Origin of the sequence: Streptomyces sp. DH37 (assembly GCF_029813835.1) — a bacterium.
Taxonomy (GTDB): domain Bacteria; phylum Actinomycetota; class Actinomycetes; order Streptomycetales; family Streptomycetaceae; genus Streptomyces.
This window is the reverse complement of the sequence record NZ_JARVKV010000095.1, coordinates 1-17,302: the sequence shown is the minus strand read 5'-3', so window position 1 is coordinate 17,302 and position 17,302 is coordinate 1. Positions and strand designations below refer to the sequence as shown.

The 17,302-nt window shown below is 74.0% G+C and carries 4 protein-coding genes; 1 reads left to right on the top strand and 3 read right to left on the bottom strand.

The genetic code is table 11. The annotated features are described in order from the left end of the window. Positions 1–89: 89 nt before the first annotated feature. From QC029_RS28785 to QC029_RS28775, 3 genes are all read right to left on the bottom strand, one after another. Positions 90–1,124, bottom strand: a complete 1,035-nt coding sequence (locus tag QC029_RS28785; protein WP_279558765.1) for a type VII secretion system-associated protein — start codon at positions 1,122–1,124, stop codon at positions 90–92. Between the two features lie 160 nt (positions 1,125–1,284). Further along, positions 1,285–1,500, bottom strand: a complete 216-nt coding sequence (locus QC029_RS28780) for a hypothetical protein (RefSeq protein WP_279558764.1) — start codon at positions 1,498–1,500, stop codon at positions 1,285–1,287. A gap of 27 nt (positions 1,501–1,527) precedes the next feature. Beyond that, the gene (locus QC029_RS28775; RefSeq protein WP_279558763.1) at positions 1,528–16,545 is read right to left on the bottom strand and encodes a lonely Cys domain-containing protein; all 15,018 of its coding nucleotides are present in this window, start codon (positions 16,543–16,545) and stop codon (positions 1,528–1,530) included. A 364-nt stretch (positions 16,546–16,909) separates the two neighbouring features. Between QC029_RS28775 and QC029_RS28770 the strand changes: the two genes are divergently transcribed. Beyond that, a partial coding sequence (locus QC029_RS28770; protein WP_279558762.1) for a hypothetical protein occupies positions 16,910–17,302 on the top strand: 393 nt, incomplete at its 3' end.

Sequence of the window (17,302 nt, the reverse complement as noted above, 5' to 3'; positions counted from 1 at the left end):
GAGGGCGTCGGTGGGTCTTTCGCCGATCAGGAGGAAGAACAGCCACTGTTCCTCATCGGAGAAGTCGATCTCGTCGCGGATGGCCACCCTCACCCCACCCCGTCACTGCCCGCATCCACCGAGACGCCCTGAGCGGCCGGATCACCGGAGGAAGCGCTCTCTGCCGCACCGGCGGCGGTCGTGAGGGGGGTGGCCGGGTCCGTGCCCGACGAGGGGCTCGACGCCTCACCGGTCTCCTGCGCGGCCAGGCCTTCCGTACCGAAGGGTTCCGATCCCACGGTGGGCGGACGGAGGCCGGGGGAGTCCTCGTCCGCCTCCCAGACCGTCTCCGGTCCTGCCGTCCGGGCGGCCTGGAGCAGGGCATCGGTCGGTACGACCATGGTCACCGGGGAGGTCGGGCTGAGGTACATCAGCTGCTGCCCCTCCGTCAGACTTCCGAGGAGGTCGATGACCGGGGTGTGGCGGTGCGGCGGAAGGTCCGTCTTCCGGAGGTCGGGAGTCATGGTGAAGACGGGCACCACGGTGGTCTCCTCGGGGCCCTCGCGCAGGGCGGGGTTGCCCTCCGCGTCGAGGAAGACGTGCAGCGAGGCCGCGGCCATCGCCTCGGGAACGGCCTCGGTGGGGCCGTAGCCCGTCACGGCGAACTGCACGGCCTCGTCGACCTCGTCGGCCGGCTCGCGCCAGCCCAGCGCCTCGGGCGAGGGCCGGTACTTCTCGTTGTACTCCCAGTCGGCGATCTCGCCCCTGTCGTCGGAGCGCCACCGCCCGATGACGGCCCACTCGGGCGGCACGCCATCGCCGGACCAGTTGGGGTCGGGCATGTAGAAGTAGTACTCGGGGGCCATCCTGGCGGCTCCGACGATCTCCTCGGGAGGAGTGGGGATCTCGTCGGGCGGGGTGATCTGCTCCCAGACGAACGGGACGTCCTCGCTCTCCGCTCCCGCCCCGGCCGCCGGTTCGAGGCTCAGCGCCCTGCCTTTCGCGGTGCTCCGGGTGCCGTCGCCGACGCCGGCTTCGTCCCCCTGCGACGGCGACGCGATGTGCGAGGTCCTCCCGCTCCCGCCGAACTCGTCCGGCCCCTCGGCACGGTCGGTGCGGGTCACCGGGGCGCGCTCGTCGCTCATCTCGTTCTCACCTGTCGCATCGGGATGGCCGGATGGGTCCCCGAGGACGTCACCGGTGGCAGTTCTCCTGGTCAACGTAGGCAAGGGCGTACAGCCCTCACCTACCACTACGCGAAACCCGCCGTTCGGTTCACTCGCGGAGAATGTTTTTCTCCCTCCGTCACTCCCCGCCCCGCCGCCCCGGCCAGCGGTGGCCGTGGAGCGTGGGGCGGCCGGCGAACTGCCGGGGGTCCACCGGATCGCCGGTGGTGTCCATCCGGACCGTCAGATCGACGAAGGACCACCCGTCCACGGCGAACCGGCGCCGCGGGAAGCCGCCCTGCACCATGTACGGGATGGCGGAGATCGGGTCGGCCCACCGGTGGCGCACCCGCACCGGGGGAGTCAGGGCGCGCTCCCGCCATCACCGCGGTGTTCTCGCCTCCCTTGCCCGGCCGGGGATTCCCGCCGGGCCCGTCCGCGCCGTCGCGGCGGACGTGTCGGGTACGGCGGCGGCGTACCGGCCGCCGTCGCGGGCGATCAGCAGTGCCGGGCCGGACGCCGACCCCAGGCGGAGCAGCCGGTCGCCGTCCGCGGCACCGGCTTCGGCCACCAGGAGCCGGACGCCCAGTGCTTCGGCGGCCAGGGCGGCGGCCGTCAGGTCGACCGTCGTGCCGGCCGCGTCTCCGCGTACCGCCGTCGGCCGCCCGGCCAGCACCCGGAACTGCTGAGGACGGGTCAGGCCCGAGTCGGCGGCCGGGAGGGCGCCGCCCAGCAGGAGCGCCTGCGCCTGCCGGCCCGCCGAGAGGTCCGCCCCCGACCGTTCCAGCTCCGGCCAGGTCACCGCCTCGTCCCCGCCCAGCAGCGGTCCCTCCGGCGGCACCGTCGCCTCGTCGGCGCGGTCGGCGGCCCAGGCCACGAGCGCCTCGGCGGCCTCGGGCACCGGTGACTCCCCGTCGGGTGCCAGGCCCGGAACCGGTGCGAGGAGCGCCGCCGGGAGGTTCGCACGGGCGGCGAGCACGAAGGCCTCGGCCGGTCGGCCACCGCCTCCGTCCGGTTCGCGCAGGGTGAGCGCCGTCCCCTCCAGGCTCAGGTTCCGTGCGTCGTCCCACAGGGGCCGGGCGGGACCGTCGGGCGCCGTGCGGTGGTCGCGGAGGAAGGTGGTGAGGTCGTGGAGGTCGGTGGTGTGTCCCGAGGCGTGGGCCTGGTGGGTGAGGTCGAGGAGTTCGCGTACGGCGTCCCGGTCGGTTCTGTCCGTCTGGTCGGGGGAGGTCAGGAGGTGGTGGGCGAGGGCGGGCAGGTCCGGTGGGGTGGTGTGGAGGTCGGCCAGGAGGTGGGCGGCGTCGAGGAGGTCGCCGAAGGCGGGGTCGCCGGTGATCTCCTCGCCCAGCAGGGTGGTGAGTGCCGCGGCCGCGTCGAACGGCCCCCGCTCCGGTGGTGAGGTGCCCGGCCCGCCGTCGGGCGCGCTGTTGAACTGGGCCGTCCAGGGGGTGCGGCGGAGGAAGGCGGTCAGGGTGGTGGCGGGGGCGGTGCGCCACACCTGGTCGGCCTCGGCGAGCAGGGCCCTGAGCTGCTCGGACCAGGGCAGCGGGGTGTACGCCAGCTCCGGCCGGTGGTGCAGGTAGTCGCGCATGACGTCCTGCAGTTCGGACCAGGTCAGCGCGTTGACGGGGCGATGCTCGCTCGCCTCGTTCAGACGCATCGTCTCCACGGCGCGGGCCTGCTCCATGGCGGTCTCGAAGTACTGCGGCTGCAGGTACTCGATCTCTCCGCCGAAACTCTCGCGCAGGGCCATCACCCAGCGCAGTACCCGCAGTTGTGGCACCGACAGACGGGCCTCCGCCGGTGAGCCCAGTGCGCCCTCGTCCTCGGCGCGGGCCGCCGGGATCCGGTCCAGCCCCCAGGCCCCCACCATCCGCTCAAGCCGGTCCGCCGGCGGCCGGGGCGCCTTCACCACGACCCCGCCCCTGCCGCGGTCGGTGGAGAAGTACCAGGTCAGCTGTCCGCCTCTGAATGCCGGGGCGTATGTCTGGCGGACCGAGCCGACGACGCGCAGTCCGACCTCGTCGGTGAGGTCCTGTACGTGGCCCCCCACCAGGGGGTCGATTCCGTCCTCCGGGGTCATCTGCCAGCACGATTGGAGCCACACATAGCCGTTCGGGTACGTCTTCCTCCGGCTGCGGAACTCGGGTTGTCGCGCGAGATAGGCCCCCGCCTCCCGGCCGCCGAACGTGAAGGAGCCGTCCACGTCGGCACGGTGTGCCCTCAGGAACCCGGGCTCCCCGTGGGAGTCCCAGACGAAGACCAGAGGGTGGAAGGGCAAGGGCATCGACGGTCCCGCCAACTGCGCCATCGTGTCGGAGGAGTAGGAGCCGTCTTCCTTCCGGCGCCGGTCGAGCAGTTTCTTCTCCAGAAACGCGTAGTGCGTCACGGCGTCCGTGCCGATCCGGTCGATGTGGCCGGTGTTGAGCGAGAGCAGGATGTCTTCGTCGGTCAGCGACTGCTGGCCGATGATCTCCGTCCCGCTGTTGCCGAGCATGAGCCGGATGCGCAGAGCCCGGTCGGGGATGACGGTGCCGTCGAGGCCGCGGAGGGTGGCTCGCTCGTCCTCCGGGTCGTACGGCTCGTCCGGGCGGGCGGGAATCCAGCGGGGCAGCGGAGCCTTGTCGTGGGGCCCGCCGATGATCGCGAGACCGCTCACCGGTGGGGGCCCGCCCGGAACCTGCCGGGGGGTGGTGGACATCACCCCTCCCTCGGGGCCCCAGGCGGTCTCCCCGGTGGCGGCGGAGATACGCAGCAGCGTCCTGCGGTTGTCCCCCGCCAGACCGGAGACCACCGACACGATGTCGGCGCCGCGGGGACGTCGCGGGTCGTGCTGGACCAGCCGCGCGTACACGGCGGGCCGCACCCGGTGGCCCAGGACGCCGATGCCGTCCGCGTCGCCGGAGGCGAAGTACAGACACGGGTCCCGCCACCCCGCCGGGTGGAAGACCGGGTTTCCCCCGGCGTCGCGGAGCACGTCCCGGGCGCCGGACGGCTCGGTGTGGACGGTGAGGGTGTGGCTCAGCGCCAGTGAGGGCGGGGCGGAACCGCCCCAGTCGCGGGCGAAGACCGGCCCGCTTCCGGTCTGCACGGTGAAGGCCGTGTCCCGGTAGGCGCCCTGCTGCTGCAGGTGGAAGGCTTCGAGGTCGGCGATGTCCTCGCCGCGCCCCTGGGCGCGGGCGTCGGCGATCAACTGCATCAGCTTCCACACGGCGTCCGGCGGTACGTCGGGGGAGGCGTCGGCGGTGTGGAACATGATCTGCCGGACGGCGGTCTCCAGATCGAAGGGGGTGCCGCGCAGCTCGACGTCCCCGCTCCACAGCCCGCGCAGGTGGGCCATGGCGCGCTTCCACTCCCGGTATTCGGGAACCTTGGCGACCTCTCCGCCGAAGAAGGCGCGCAGGGGCGCGGCCTCGGGCAGGACCGCGTCGCGCGCTTCGTCCAGGACCTCCACCGGTGCCGTGGCGGTGGGGTAGGCGGGGAACCAGGCCGAGGGCGCTCCGGCCGGCGCCGAACCGCCGGTCAGGGCCGCCACGGTGACCGGCTGCGGGGTGCCGGGTGCCGCCGGCAGCGAGGCGAGGACGACACGGCCGTTGGTGCCCCAGGTGCGCTGTCCGGTCAGCTCGGCGGTCCGCCTCAGCAGCTCACCGCCGTGAGCCGTGGCGTACGGGGTCAGCAGGACCACCTCGGACTCCGGCTTGCGCAGCGGATCGCGCTGGACCAGACGGGCGTACAGCGCCGGACGCGCCCAATGCCCCCGTACCAGAACGCGACCGTCCATGCCTCCCGCGATGTACACCGACGGCGCCCCCTGCCACAGGGAGGGGAGGAGCAGCGGTCGTTTCCCGTCGTCCAGGATGAAGAACGACCGCCCCGTGCCGTCGGAGCGCCGCACCGCCGTCCGCCCCAGCCGGACCGAGGAGAGCATCGCCGCCGGCAGGTCCCCCTGCCAGTCCCGGGCGGCCAGCGGGCCGTGCTCGGTGTGCAGGACGGCGACGGAGTCCTCGTAGACGCCCTCCTCCGCCAGGCGGAAGGCCTCCAGATCGGCGATGTCCTGTGCCTGGCCGGCGGCGTAGGCCCGGCCCACCAGTTCCAGGGCCTGCCGCACCACCCGTCGGGGGACGCCGTGGGAGGTGTCGTCGGTGTGCAGCATGATCCGCGCGGCCAGGGTCTCCAGGTCGAAGAGGGTGGTGCGGAACTCCTCGTCGCTGCTCCAGGACAGCTCCGAGAACGTCGTCCACCGCTTGAGCGAGGAGTGGCCGGGGTCGTCCACCACGCCGTGGCCGAGGACGTTCCGCAGGTGGCGTTCCAGGGGATCGGACGGGCCGTGTCCGGAGTTGATCTGCGAGCCGAGATCTCCTTCTGTCGCCGGGTCGGCGGGTGTCCCGGCCGCCGTGGGGGAGGGGAGCCCGGGCAGGGGCGGCAGTCCCTTGTGCTCGCGGAGGAAGGTGGTGAGGTCGTGGAGGTCGGTGGTGTGTCCCGAGGCGTGGGCCTGGTGGGTGAGGTCGAGGAGTTCGCGTACGGCGTCCCGGTCGGTTCTGTCCGTCTGGCCGGGGGAGGTCAGGAGGTGGTGGGCGAGGGCGGGCAGGTCCGGTGGGGTGGTGTGGAGGTCGGCCAGGAGGTGGGCGGCGTCGAGGAGGTCGCCGAAGGCGGGGTCGCCGGTGATCTCCTCGCCCAGCAGGGTGGTGAGTGCCGCGGCCGCGTCGAACGGCCCCCGCTCCGGCACCGGCGGTGTACCGGATCCCGCGTTGACCTGCTGGGCCGGATCGTCCGGTCCGGCGGTGTCCGCGGGCAGGGCACCGGTGAGGAAGTCGGACAGGGTGAGCCCCGGGTGCGCCACCAGGTTCTGGTGGGCCGCTTCCAGCATGCTCCACGCCTGTTCCCTCGGATCCCGCTGCGCCAGCTCGGGCCGGTGCCGGACGTAGCGCCGGAGCATGGCGTTCAGCGTTCTCGCGGTCAGGGGGGTCGCCCACTCGCCCGTGAGCTGGGGGTCGTGCAGCCGCATCCACTCCAGTGCCGCCGGCCCGCGGACGACCTGGACGTCGGCCTCCAGATCGCCGGCGGCGCCGAGCAGGGGGTTGCCGGTCAGCCGTCGCAGGAGCAGCGTCCAGCGCCACAGGCGCCGGTGCACCATCGGCATGCCCGCCTCCTGGGGGCCCACCGGCGCACCCGGTACCTCGGCGTTCGCGGCTGTGATCCATGCAGGCCCCAGGATCGGCAGCAGTCGGTCGAAGTAGGCGCGTGCCGGGAGGGGGCCGGCCATGTTCCACGGCGTGGGCCCGTCCGGGTCGCCGGTCAGGGGGAGGAAGGCGAGGTTCCTGGGGTTCAGCCGCTGCCGGTCCTCCTCGGACCAGTGGAACAGGGACCTTTCCCACCTGTGCATCACCAGTGAGCTTCCGGCCGCCACCACGGGGAGATCGGCCGAGGAGAGGGCCTCGGAGATCTGGAATCCGACGGGGGGGAAGGACAGGAAGTCGCTGTCCGGGGACTCCGCCATCGTCCTGCACCCGAGCACCAGGAAGGAGGAGCCCGGCTGCCGGCGCAGCGACGCGTGGAAGGGCGTCCGGTACCGCTTGAGGAAGTCCGTGAGCTGTTCGCGCCCCACCCACAGGCTCCGGCTGTCGCGGGCCGACAGCTCCAGGGAGTCGTGAGAGGCGTGCATGTTCATCACCGCGCCGATCCGGAACGGCAGCTTCCTCGGCTTGCCCTCCCGCCCGGTCGCCTGGTCGTGCATCAGGAAGTGCCGGACCCCGTCCAGCCCGTCCAACCCGTAGACGTCGTTGTTCGCCTGGGACGGAGGAAGCAGGCTGAGTCCGATGGTCGTCATTCCGTCGCTGCTCAGCAGCGTACGGAGAGCCAGCTGGTCATACCGGACGGGTGCGCCGGTGATGTCGCGGAACGAGGCGTACTCGCCGTGCAGGGGGAACGCCTCACCGGGGTAGCCCGGCAGCCAGCGCCCCCTCGGGAACCGGCCGGCGACCCCTTCCGAGACCGCGGCCATCCGGTAGGGAGTGCCGGTGTGGTGGCGGGAGAGGAAGGTCATGCTGTCGTCGCAGGCCCAGACCCGTACCGCCGCCCGTTCCGCCAGCTGCCGGACCTCGCCGAGGTCACCGGCCCCGACATAGGGGACGGCCAGTACGATTTCGCGGCCCCGGGGGCGGGCGGGGTCGTGGAGGACGAGCCGGAGAGCGGTCTCCAGGCCGACGGTGTGGCCCATGACCTCCACCTGTCCGAGCCCGGGGGCCGTGGCGACGGCCACGAAGGAGTCGCCGCTCCATTTGGCGGGAAGACGCAGCGGCCCGCCCTGGGGGTCGGTCACGGCGGTCAGCTCGCCCTGGTCGGAGTGCCGGAACACACCGGTCGCGCTCAGGTCCACCCGGCCGAGCTTCGTCCTTCCCCAGTTCCGGGCGGGAACGGGACCCGCGGGCGTGTGCAGGATGTCGGGGAACCGCGAGGCGTCGTAGGCCCCCGACTCCTGCAGGTGGAACGCCTCCAGGTCGGCCAGGTCCCGGTCGCGTCCCAGGCGGCCGGCGTCCCGTACCAGGTCGAGCAGCTCCCGGACGTGGTCCGGTGACACGACGGCACCGGCACTGGTACCGGCATCCCCACCGGCACCGGCACTGTCGGTGTGCAGGACGATCCGCGCGGCCAGGGCGTACAGGTCCAGCGGCCGGTCGGTCCAGTCCCGGTGGCCGGCCCGGACGTGCTCCAGGACGCGGACCGCGGCCAGCCCCTCCTCGGAGACCTCCTGGGACTGCGGGCCGAAGACACCGGCCAGGACCGACGCCGGGTCGAACGGCTGGACCTGATCCGGCGCTCCCGCGGCCTCGCCCGCGTTGAACTGAGCCGCCAGCGAACCCGTGTGCAGGAAGTCGGACAGGGACCGTGCGGGATCGTCCAGCCACGCCCTCTCGGCGGCGGCCAGCAGGTCCTCCATCCGGGCCGACCACGACGGTTTGCGCTTCGCCAGCCCCGGCCGGTGCCGGAGGTAGCGGTCCATGATCTTCTGTAGCTTCTCCCAGGTCAGCGGATCGGTTGTCCGCCCCTTTCCGGCCGCTCCGTTCAGCCGCATCAGCTCCACGGCACGCGCCTGGCGCAGGAACAGCACGAACCCGACCGGCCAGGTGTACTCCACCTCCCCGCCGAAGGTCTCCCGCAGGGCCATCACCCACCGCAGCACCCGGCGCTGGGGAACCGTCAGGGCTTCCTCCGCGGGCCCAACCACCGCGTTCCGGTTCTCGGAGAGCGCGGCCGGAACCCGGTCCAGCCCCCAGCCCCGCACCGTCTGCTCAAGCTGTTCGGCCGACGGCCGGGGCGCCTTCACCGCGAACCCGCCCCTGCCGTGGTCGTCGACGAGGGAGTACAGGGTCAGCCGGCCGTCCCCGGGCAGTGAACGGAAGGTCCTCCGGACCTGACCGACGACACGGAGCCCCACCGTGTCGGCGACGTCCTGCACACGGCCGCCGACCAGGGGGTCGACTCCGTCCTCCAGGGTCATCTGCAGGCACGACTGGAGCCATACGTAGCCGTTCGGGTGCTTCTTCCTCCGGGCGCGGAACTCGGGCTGCCGGGCGATGTACTCGCCCGCCTCCCGCCCGCCGAACATGAAGCCCCCCGGCCCGTCCGCGAAGTGCGCCGAAAGGCTCCCCGGCAGTCCGTGGGAATCCCACACGAAGACCAGGGGATGAAAGGTGAACGGCCGTGGTGGCTCGGCGACGCGCTCCATCCCACTGGACCTGTAGGTTCCGTCGGGCAGTTTCCGCTGCTCCAGCAGTCTCTCGCTCAACAGCGCGTAGTGCGTCACCGCATCGGGAGCCGTCACGCCCTCCCGGACCATCTCGTCGAGAAGCCGGTCGTCCGGCGAATACTGGCCGATGGCCTCCCTTCCGCCGCTGTCGAGGAGGGTGTGGACCCGCAGGGCCCGGTCCGGGACGACGGTGCCGTCCAGGCCGCGGATCGTCCCCCTGCCGTCCGCCGGGTCGTACGGCTCGTCCGGGTGGGCGGGAATCCAGCGGGGCAGGGGCAGCCCGGCGGCGCGCCTGTCGAGGACCGCGAGGTACGGCGGCGGCGGCTGAGCGGCACCGGACGGAGCGGCCGCCGCGGGTGTCACCACCCCGTCGGCGCCCCATACGGTCTCCCCGGTGGCCGAGGAGATCCGCAGCAGCAGCCTGCGGTTGCCGCCCGCCGCGTAGGGGTTGAGCAGCACGATGTCGGAACCGCTGGGGCGTCGGGGGTCGTGCTGGACCACCCGTGCGTACACGGCCGGGCGCACCGTGTGCCCCAGCAGGCCGACGCCGTTCATGCCGCCGGAGGCGAAGTACAGGTAGGGCCTGCGCCACTTGGCCGGGTGGAACACGGGCCTGCCCCCGGCGTCCCGCGCCACGGTGCGGGTGCCGTGGGCGTCGGTCGACAGTACGAGCGTCCACCGCAGCATGAGGGAGGGCGGCGCGGCGCCGATCCAGTCGCGGGCGGGGAGGGGGCCGTCCTCGGCGGTGAAGGTGATCGCGGAGTGGTCGTAGACGCCTTCCCCGAGGAGGTGGAAGGCCTCCAGGTCGGCGATGTCCGTGCCCCGGCCGGCGGCGTACGCCTCGCCGGCCAGCCGTAGCGTGCGGCGGATCTGCTCCGGTGTCACGGGGCCGGACCCGTCGGTGTGGAGCAGGACCTGACGGGTCAGCGTCTCCAGGCCGAAGGGGGCGTCGTTGACGTCGGGGTCGGCGTCCCAGGTCCCGTTCAGGAGCACCACCAGGTGCTCCCACTCGGCGTACTCCGCGTCGTCGACCGTGCCGGGCGGGAGTTCCCGGCGCACCCGCGCCAGCCGGGCCAGGGGGTCCTCCTCCGGATCGGGCTCCTGGGCGGTGGCGACCGCGGACGGCGTGCCCCCGGCCGTGCCGTCGAGACGGGCGGAGGCCCAGGCGGACGGAGTCCCGTCCGGTGGCGTGCCGTGCACCAGGGAGAGGACGGCGGAACCCGCCGGCAGGCCCTCGGCGGGCGGCGCCCCCTTGAAGGCGACGCGGCCGGTGGGGGCCCAGACCCGTTCGCCGGTCAGCCTCGCGACCCACCGCAGTAGTGCCGTGTCCCCCGCCCCGGTGTACTGCGTCATCAGCACGATGTCGGTGCCGCGGGGACGCAGCGGGTCGTGCTGGACCACCCGCGCGTACACCGCCGGACGGATCTTCACCCCCAGGACCACGATATGGCTCCTGGAGGCCGGGGCCACGTACACATACGGTGTTCCGTTCCAGCGGGCGGGGCGGGAGTGCGTCCCGTCGGGCTCCCGGACGGGGACCAGTTCCCCCCGGACGTCGGGCGCCAGGTCCACGGTCCGCCGCAGCGACACCCTGCGCGGGACGCCGTCCTGCCAGGCGCGTGCGGGGAGGGAGGAACCGTCCTCGGCGGTGAAGGTGATCGCGGAGTGGTCGTAGACGCCTTCCCCGAGGAGGTGGAAGGCCTCCAGGTCGGCGATGTCGGCGCCCCGGCCGGCGGTGTACGCCTCGTCCGCCAGGCGCAGCGTCCGGCGGATCCGGTCCGGTGTCACGGGGCCGGACCCGTCGGTGTGGAGCGTGACCCGGCGGGCCAGCACCTCCAGGCCGAAGGGGGCGCCGTTGACGTCGGGGTCGGCGTCCCAGGTCCGGTTCAGGCGCGCCACCAGACGCCGCCACGCCCCGTACTCGGGAGCGGCGGTCACCTCCTCCCCGAGTGCCTCGCGCAGCATCCGTCCGGCGGCGGACGGAGGAGGCCCGGAGTGCGCCAGGACGCCGGTACCGGCGCCGTCGCCACCGGCGGTGAGCACCGGCGCCGGGGCGGGCACCGGCGGGGGCGGCGGGGTGAGGAAGCCGGTGAGGGTCGCCCCCGGGCGGTCCCCGGCCTCCCGGGCGTCGGCGAGCAGGGCCGCCAGATCGGCGGTGTCCGCGCCCCGGGCCCGGCGGTGGCGGTCGAGGAGGTCCGCCAGGAGGGGTGTGGTCAGGGGACCGGACAGCTCCCCGGCGAAGGCGGGGTCGGCCAGCCGCATCCGCTCCAGCGACCCGAACCCGGCGATCAGTTTCCGGTACCCGTCGCCGGTGCGCAGGGCGCGCGGGTCGGTCCAGTCCGGTTCCCCCTCGGCCGCCAGGCCCAGCGCGGGGTCGCGGCGGATCGCCCGGACCCAGGAGAGCACCCGCCGGTGTGTCAGCTCGCGGTCCTCCGCCGGTGCGGGCTGCGGCGCCGTCAGGCCGCCCGCCTCGGCCAGCGCGTCCAGCTCCGCCTCCCGGGGCAGCGGCCAGTACTCCCGGTACCGCCCCCGGGGATGGTCGACGTCGTCCTCGACCTGCAGGAGGCGGGCGGGCCGCCCCACCCCGTCCGGTCCCCGGCCCGCGCCCAGGACGAGGGTGTCGGCGTCCTGGATCTGGTGCACCCGGCGTCCGGTGGCGGTGGCCACCTGCTGGGGCGGGCCGTCGTACAGCAGCCCGTCGCGCTCCCGCTCCGCGGCGGCCTGCTCCCTGCCGCACGCGTCCAGCAGGACCGGCCTGCCGGGCGCCAGCCGGGAGAAGCTGCCGCGGCGGGTCAGGTAGCGGCCGTACTGCTCACCGCCGACCGTGGACCGCCTGACCTCCTTCACCCCGCCGGGAGTCATCCGCGTCCAGGCCAGCCGGTAGCCGGACGCGACCCCGTGGAGGGCCGCGTGATAGCCCCCGGCGCGCTCCGGCGCCTGTCGCAGCTCCCCCTCCCGCTCGGTGGTCCGGTCGTACGGGGCGATGTGCGCCGTGTCCGCGATCTCGCGGTAGTTCTCCTCCCGGGCGCGCATCTCGCGCCAGGTGAACGAGGCGTGCCCGACGGTGTCCTGCCCGCCGGCGCCGACCAGCACATGGGCCAGGACCGCCGAGTCGGGGATCCGTTCGCCGTCGAGGGAGAGGACCTCGCCGCCGTCGGGGGCGGTTCGGCCGTCGGGTGGGGAGAGGTCGGGGGAGGCGGTGCCCGGCCGACCGGGCACCCAGGACCCCACCGGCAGGTCCGGCCCCTGGTCGCGCAGCGCGAGCACCCGGTGGGGGGAGCCCTGGCCCGGGGAGGCGAAGGCCACCGTGCCGGAGGGCGCCCAGGACCGCTGCCCGGTCGCGGCGGCCGTCCGGCGCACCAGCTCCGGCCGTACGGCGGCGCCGGAGGAGACCAGCACCACCCGGGCCCCTGCCGGGCGCCACCGGTCATGCCGCAGCATCTCGGCGAAGACCGGGCCGGGCACCCACCACGACGCGGCGCCCTTGCGGAGCAGTACGCCGTCGGTGTTCGAGCCCTGGCCGGTTACCACGGGGTACACCGGTCCGCCGGCGGCCCACGGGGCGTCCCGCACGGAACCGGGCACCACCCGGCCCCGGCCGTCGGCCACCGCGACGCGGCTCAGGTCCAGCGGCGGCAGCGGGGCGCCCGACAGGTTGCGCACCCGGACCGGGCCGCCGGGAGCGTCCACCGTCTCCCGGGCGTCCAGCACCCCGAGCCGCTCCTGGAGGTGGAACGCCTTCAGAGCGGTCTCACTGCCCGCCCGGCCCTGCGCGTCGGCCTCCCGCACCAGCGTGGCGAACTCCTCGAGCCGTACCCCGTCCACCGGCATGCCCGTGCCCAGCCTCAGCACCTGCCGCGCCAGCGCCTCCGCCTCCGGCCCCTGCGGGGCGGCCCCGGCGACGATCGCCGCCACCAGCCCGGCGAAGCCGGCGGTGGGGGCGGGGACGTCCGCGGCGGGCCCGGCCGCGGTGGCCGCCGGAGCGGCGTGCGGCGCGTCCGGCGCCCCGCTCCCCGCGTTGAACTGGGCGGCCGCGGAAACCGGACCGGAGCCGGACAGGCCGGACAGGAACGCCGTCAGCGTCAGACGCGGGTCGTCCGCGAACTCCTCCGCCGCGGAGTCGAGGAGTTCGGAAAGGTACAGCCTCCGGTAGGGGACGGCCTCCGTCAGCCCCTGCCCGGCGAGGTACGCCAGGAGCATGTCGTCCACCAGGCGGTCGGTGACCGGTCCGGAGCGCCCACCGGCGTACACGGGGTCGGCCAGCCGCATCCGCTCCAGGGCCACCGCGCCCGCGAAGCAGCCCAGGGCACGCTCCCGCGTCATCTCCTCCTCGGCCCAGACCTCGGGGAAGGCTGCCTTCACATGGGGGAGCCAGGCCCAGGCACGCCGCTCCGCGACCGACAGGCCCGCCTCCTCCGGGGGAACGGCCTCACCCGGCGTCCCGGCGTCCGCGCCCGGGGCGTCGCGCAGCCCCGGGTGGGCCGCCACCCAGCCGACGACCTGCAGGTCGTCGAACTCCCGGCCGGAGTCCTCGGCGTAGATCCGGGGGTCCGCCGGGCCGTCCCCGCCGACGAAGGCGCTCAGGGCCGGCTCCGACCTGTCCTGCGCCCCCACACCGCCGGTGCCGGTGCCGGTGAGCGCATGCCACAGGAGGCCGCCGAGACCGGGGAACTCGTCGGCCCGCACCGTGTGGTCGGCGTCGGCCAGGATCTCCCGCAGACGGTCCTTCCACTGGTGGGTGGGGATGTCCCGGTGGAACAGATAGGCCCTGGCCAGGCCCTCCAGGAACTCCGGCGTGACCGGCCCGGCGTGCCCGCCGGGGCGGGCGGGGTCGGCCAGCCGCATCCGTTCCAGCGCGGCGGCTCCCCGCAGAAGGGTCAGCTCCGCCTCCGACATGCCGGAGGCGCGCAGGTCGAGAGGTACGCCGGCGTCGCGCAACTCCCGGACCCAGTGCAGGATCCGTCGCTGGGGCACCGGCAACGGCGTCTCGGAGGCGGGCGCCTGCGGCAGGGGCGGATCGGCACTCGCCCGCGCGTCCCGGGCCAGTCCGGTGTAGTCCGCCGCCCACGCCAGGGTCTCCCGGTCCGGGGAGGGCCAGGCCGCCTCCCAGCGGGACGCGAACCCGATTTCCGCGATCATGCCGCGATCCGATCCGGTCGTGGCGGGAGGGGCGACGACCACCCTCGCGCGGCTGAACCAGACGGGGCGGCCGATCCGCTCCGCCAGAGCTTCGGGGGAGCCGGCCCCGCTGCGCCCCGTGTGGCGGAACACCTGGACCACCGCACTGCCCGGGCGGCGGGCCGGGTCGTGCGCGATGAGTTCGTCCACCACCGCGCCGGGCACCGAGTGCCCCATGACCAGGAGCGACGGGGAGATGTCGGGCTTGTCGATCACCACGGGGAAGGCGTCGGACGGCCATCCGGCGGCGATCCGCAGCGGTTTCCCGTCCCTGCCGTTCACCGGCACCGGCGGTCCGGAGAGCTCCACCAGCAGCGTGGTGCGCGACGGGTCGAGCGTCGTGGTGTCCTGGCCGCTCCAGACGCGGGCGGGGAGGTCGCCGTCCGCCGTCCGCAGCCGGTCGGGGAACCGGGCGGGGTCGTACGCCCCCTGTTGTTGCAGGGCGAAGGCCTCCAGGGCCGCGAGACCGCCCGCACGGCCCGCGGTGTGCGCCTCCCGGACCAGGTTCAGCAGCCTCAGGCCGTACGAGGGCGGCAACCGGGCGGAGGGGTCGTCGGTGTGCAGCATGACACGCCGGGCGAAGTCCGCCAGGGCGAACGGCCGCCCGGAGTCGGCCTGTTCCCCGGCGTGGATCTCCCGCAGGGCCGTCATCGCGGCCCGGTGGTCGTCGGTCGCCGCCGCACCGGGGTCCAGGAACGCCGACAGGGTGGTCGGTCCGTCGGCGGATCCCGCCCTCGCGGCGGCGTCGACGACGACCTCCACCTGCTCGTTCGGCAGGAGCGCGGCCAGGTGCGGCCGGTGCGCGGTGTGCTCCTGGAGCAGGTGCTCCAGGAGGGGGGTGGTGAGGGGGCCGGAGCGGTCCCCGGTGTAGGCGGGGTCGTTCAGGCGCAGGTGTTCCAGGGCGGCCGGTCCGCGCAGCAGGTCGCGCAGTTCGCCGAGGTCGCCGAAGGCGCCCAGGGCGGGGCGGTCGAGGGCGCGGCGCAGGACCAGGGTCCAGCGGGCGACGCGTTCCCGGCGGGTGGCGGGGGTGTCGGTGGGCAGGGCGGGGAAGTCCAGCTCGTCGGCGAGACGGTCGAGCTCGTGCGGCTCGGGTTCGGGGCAGAACGTCACCCAGCGGCCCGGTGGCAGACCGGGTTCCTCGTACGTCTTCAGGAGAGGAGCCACGAGTCCCACCGCTCGGTCCGCACCGACCCAGGGGTAGGCGTAGTGGTCGGCCAGTCGCTGTAGGAGGGGGCGGTGGACCAGAGGGTCCTGTGCGGGTGTCTCCCGAGCGGCGTTGCACGCGCTGATCAGGATGCAGCCGCCCGGCTTGTCCCGGGCGATCCGGGCGAGTTCGGGGCGGCGGGCCAGGAACTTCACGGCCTGCCCACCGGCCAGAGCGGCCTCCGTACCGTCCTTCAGCGCGAGGCAGATCACTCCTGGCGCGCCGTGCAGCGACACGCTGCCCGCGACGGTGAACGGGAACGTCCGCGGAGCACTGGAGGTGCCGGTGCTCTCGTCGTACTCCACGTAACCGGTGACGGAGTCCAGCCGGTCCAGGACGTTCGCGCGGAGCAGCAGGTCCCGGTCGGTGTAGGAGTGCAGACCGAAGGGCTGCCTCCCGTCGCCGGTGAGGGTGGTGCGGAGGCGTATGCCGGGGTCGCGGATCACCCTGTCGTCGACGGTGCGGTACTCGGTGGCGGCCCTGCCGGGCAGCGGGGCCTCGCCCGGCACGCTCGGAACCCACCGGCCCCGGGGGTGGTCCCGGTCCTCCGCGGCCGTCGTGAGCAGGTAGTGCTTCGGTGCCGACGGCGGCGCGAAGAGGGCGACGTCCCGGTCCGGCCCCCATACGGTGGCCTGCACCCTCTCGGCGAGCTGCCGCAGGGCGCCGCGGTCGCCGTCACCGGCGGAGGAGACGGCCATCACCACGTCGGTGAGCGGAACCTGCCTCTCCTTCAGGTCCGTCCAGGCGGACTCCACCAGGACGGCGGCCACCTCCAGTCGCACCTCGAAGCCGAGGATCCCGGCGTATCCCGGCCGGGGCGCGTCCGCGAGGACCACCAGGGGGTGGCCCTCCCACGGGGCGCGGTGGGCCGCCAGTCCTCCGCCGGAGGCGGACGCGCGCGGCATCTGCCGGCCCGACGGGTCGGTGTCGAACAGGTAGGTCCTGTCCAGCCGTATGCCGGACAGGTCATAGTTGGCCCAGTTCAGCACCTGGATCTGTCTGTCGGAGGGCCCCACCGTCATGAGGTACCAGGGGGACGCCAGGGCTCCCTGACGTTCCAGGTGGTAGGCGGCCAGCTCGTCGACACTGCTCGCCCAACCCTGCTCCGCGGCCCGGTTGACCAGCGCCAGCAACTCACGTATGTCCTCCTCGCGCACCGGCCGGGAGGGATCGTCGGTGTGGAACAGGACGTCCCGCGCCAGGGAGGGCAGGTCCAGAGCGCTCCGGGCGGAGTCCGGGTGGTCGGTCTGGAGGCCGGTGAGCAGTTCCACGGCTGCCAGACGGGCCCCGAAGCCGGGATCTTCCGCTTCCTCGGGCCCGAAGACGGCCGTGAGTATTTCCGCTACGCCGACGGAACCCGGCGGGGCTGCTTGCGGTATTTCCTGCTCTTCGGTGCCGGAATTGATCTGGGAGAGGAGAGCGGCGGTGTCGTGCCCCCGGGATTCGGCTTCCCGGCCGTCACCGTGGTGCTGTGCCGTGGTGGGGGCGGTGGGCGTTCCGAATGCCGTGGAGGTGGGACCCGGGGCGGTGTCCGGGGGTGTTTCCGTCTGTGGGTTGACGGTTGCCGGGGGATTCGGCGCGCTGGGCCGGGCGGTGTGCCACTCGGGGGTGGTGTAGGGGAGTGGGCCGGTTCCGGTGCTGGTGGTGGGTCGGGTGAGGGTGTCGGGTTCGGGTGTGGGGGTGCTCGGGTCGGTGTCGGGGGTCGCGGTGGTGTGGGGTCCGGTGCTGGTGGGTGGTGGGGTGTGGGGTCCGGTGGTGAGGTGGGTGTGTGGGCCGGTTCCGGTGGTGGTGTCGGGTAGGTCGGTTCCGGTGGTGGGCGGGGTGGTGTGCGGGCCGGTGGTGAGGTGGGTGGTCGGTCCGGTTCCGGTGGGGGTTCCGGTTCCGGTTGTGGTGTTGTGGAGGGTGAAGTTGGTGGTGGTGTGCCATTTGTGGTGGAGGTTGAGGCCGGCCAGGTGGGCGGTGTCGAAGGCGGGGTTGGTGATCAGGGAGCTGGCGGTGCCGCCGGCGACGGTGTTCCAGTTCCAGTCC

Excerpts from the sequence above, each read along its gene's own strand:
- QC029_RS28785 (WP_279558765.1), bottom strand. The coding sequence starts at position 1,124 with ATGAGCGACGAGCGCGCCCCGGTGACCCGCACCGACCGTGCCGAGGGG.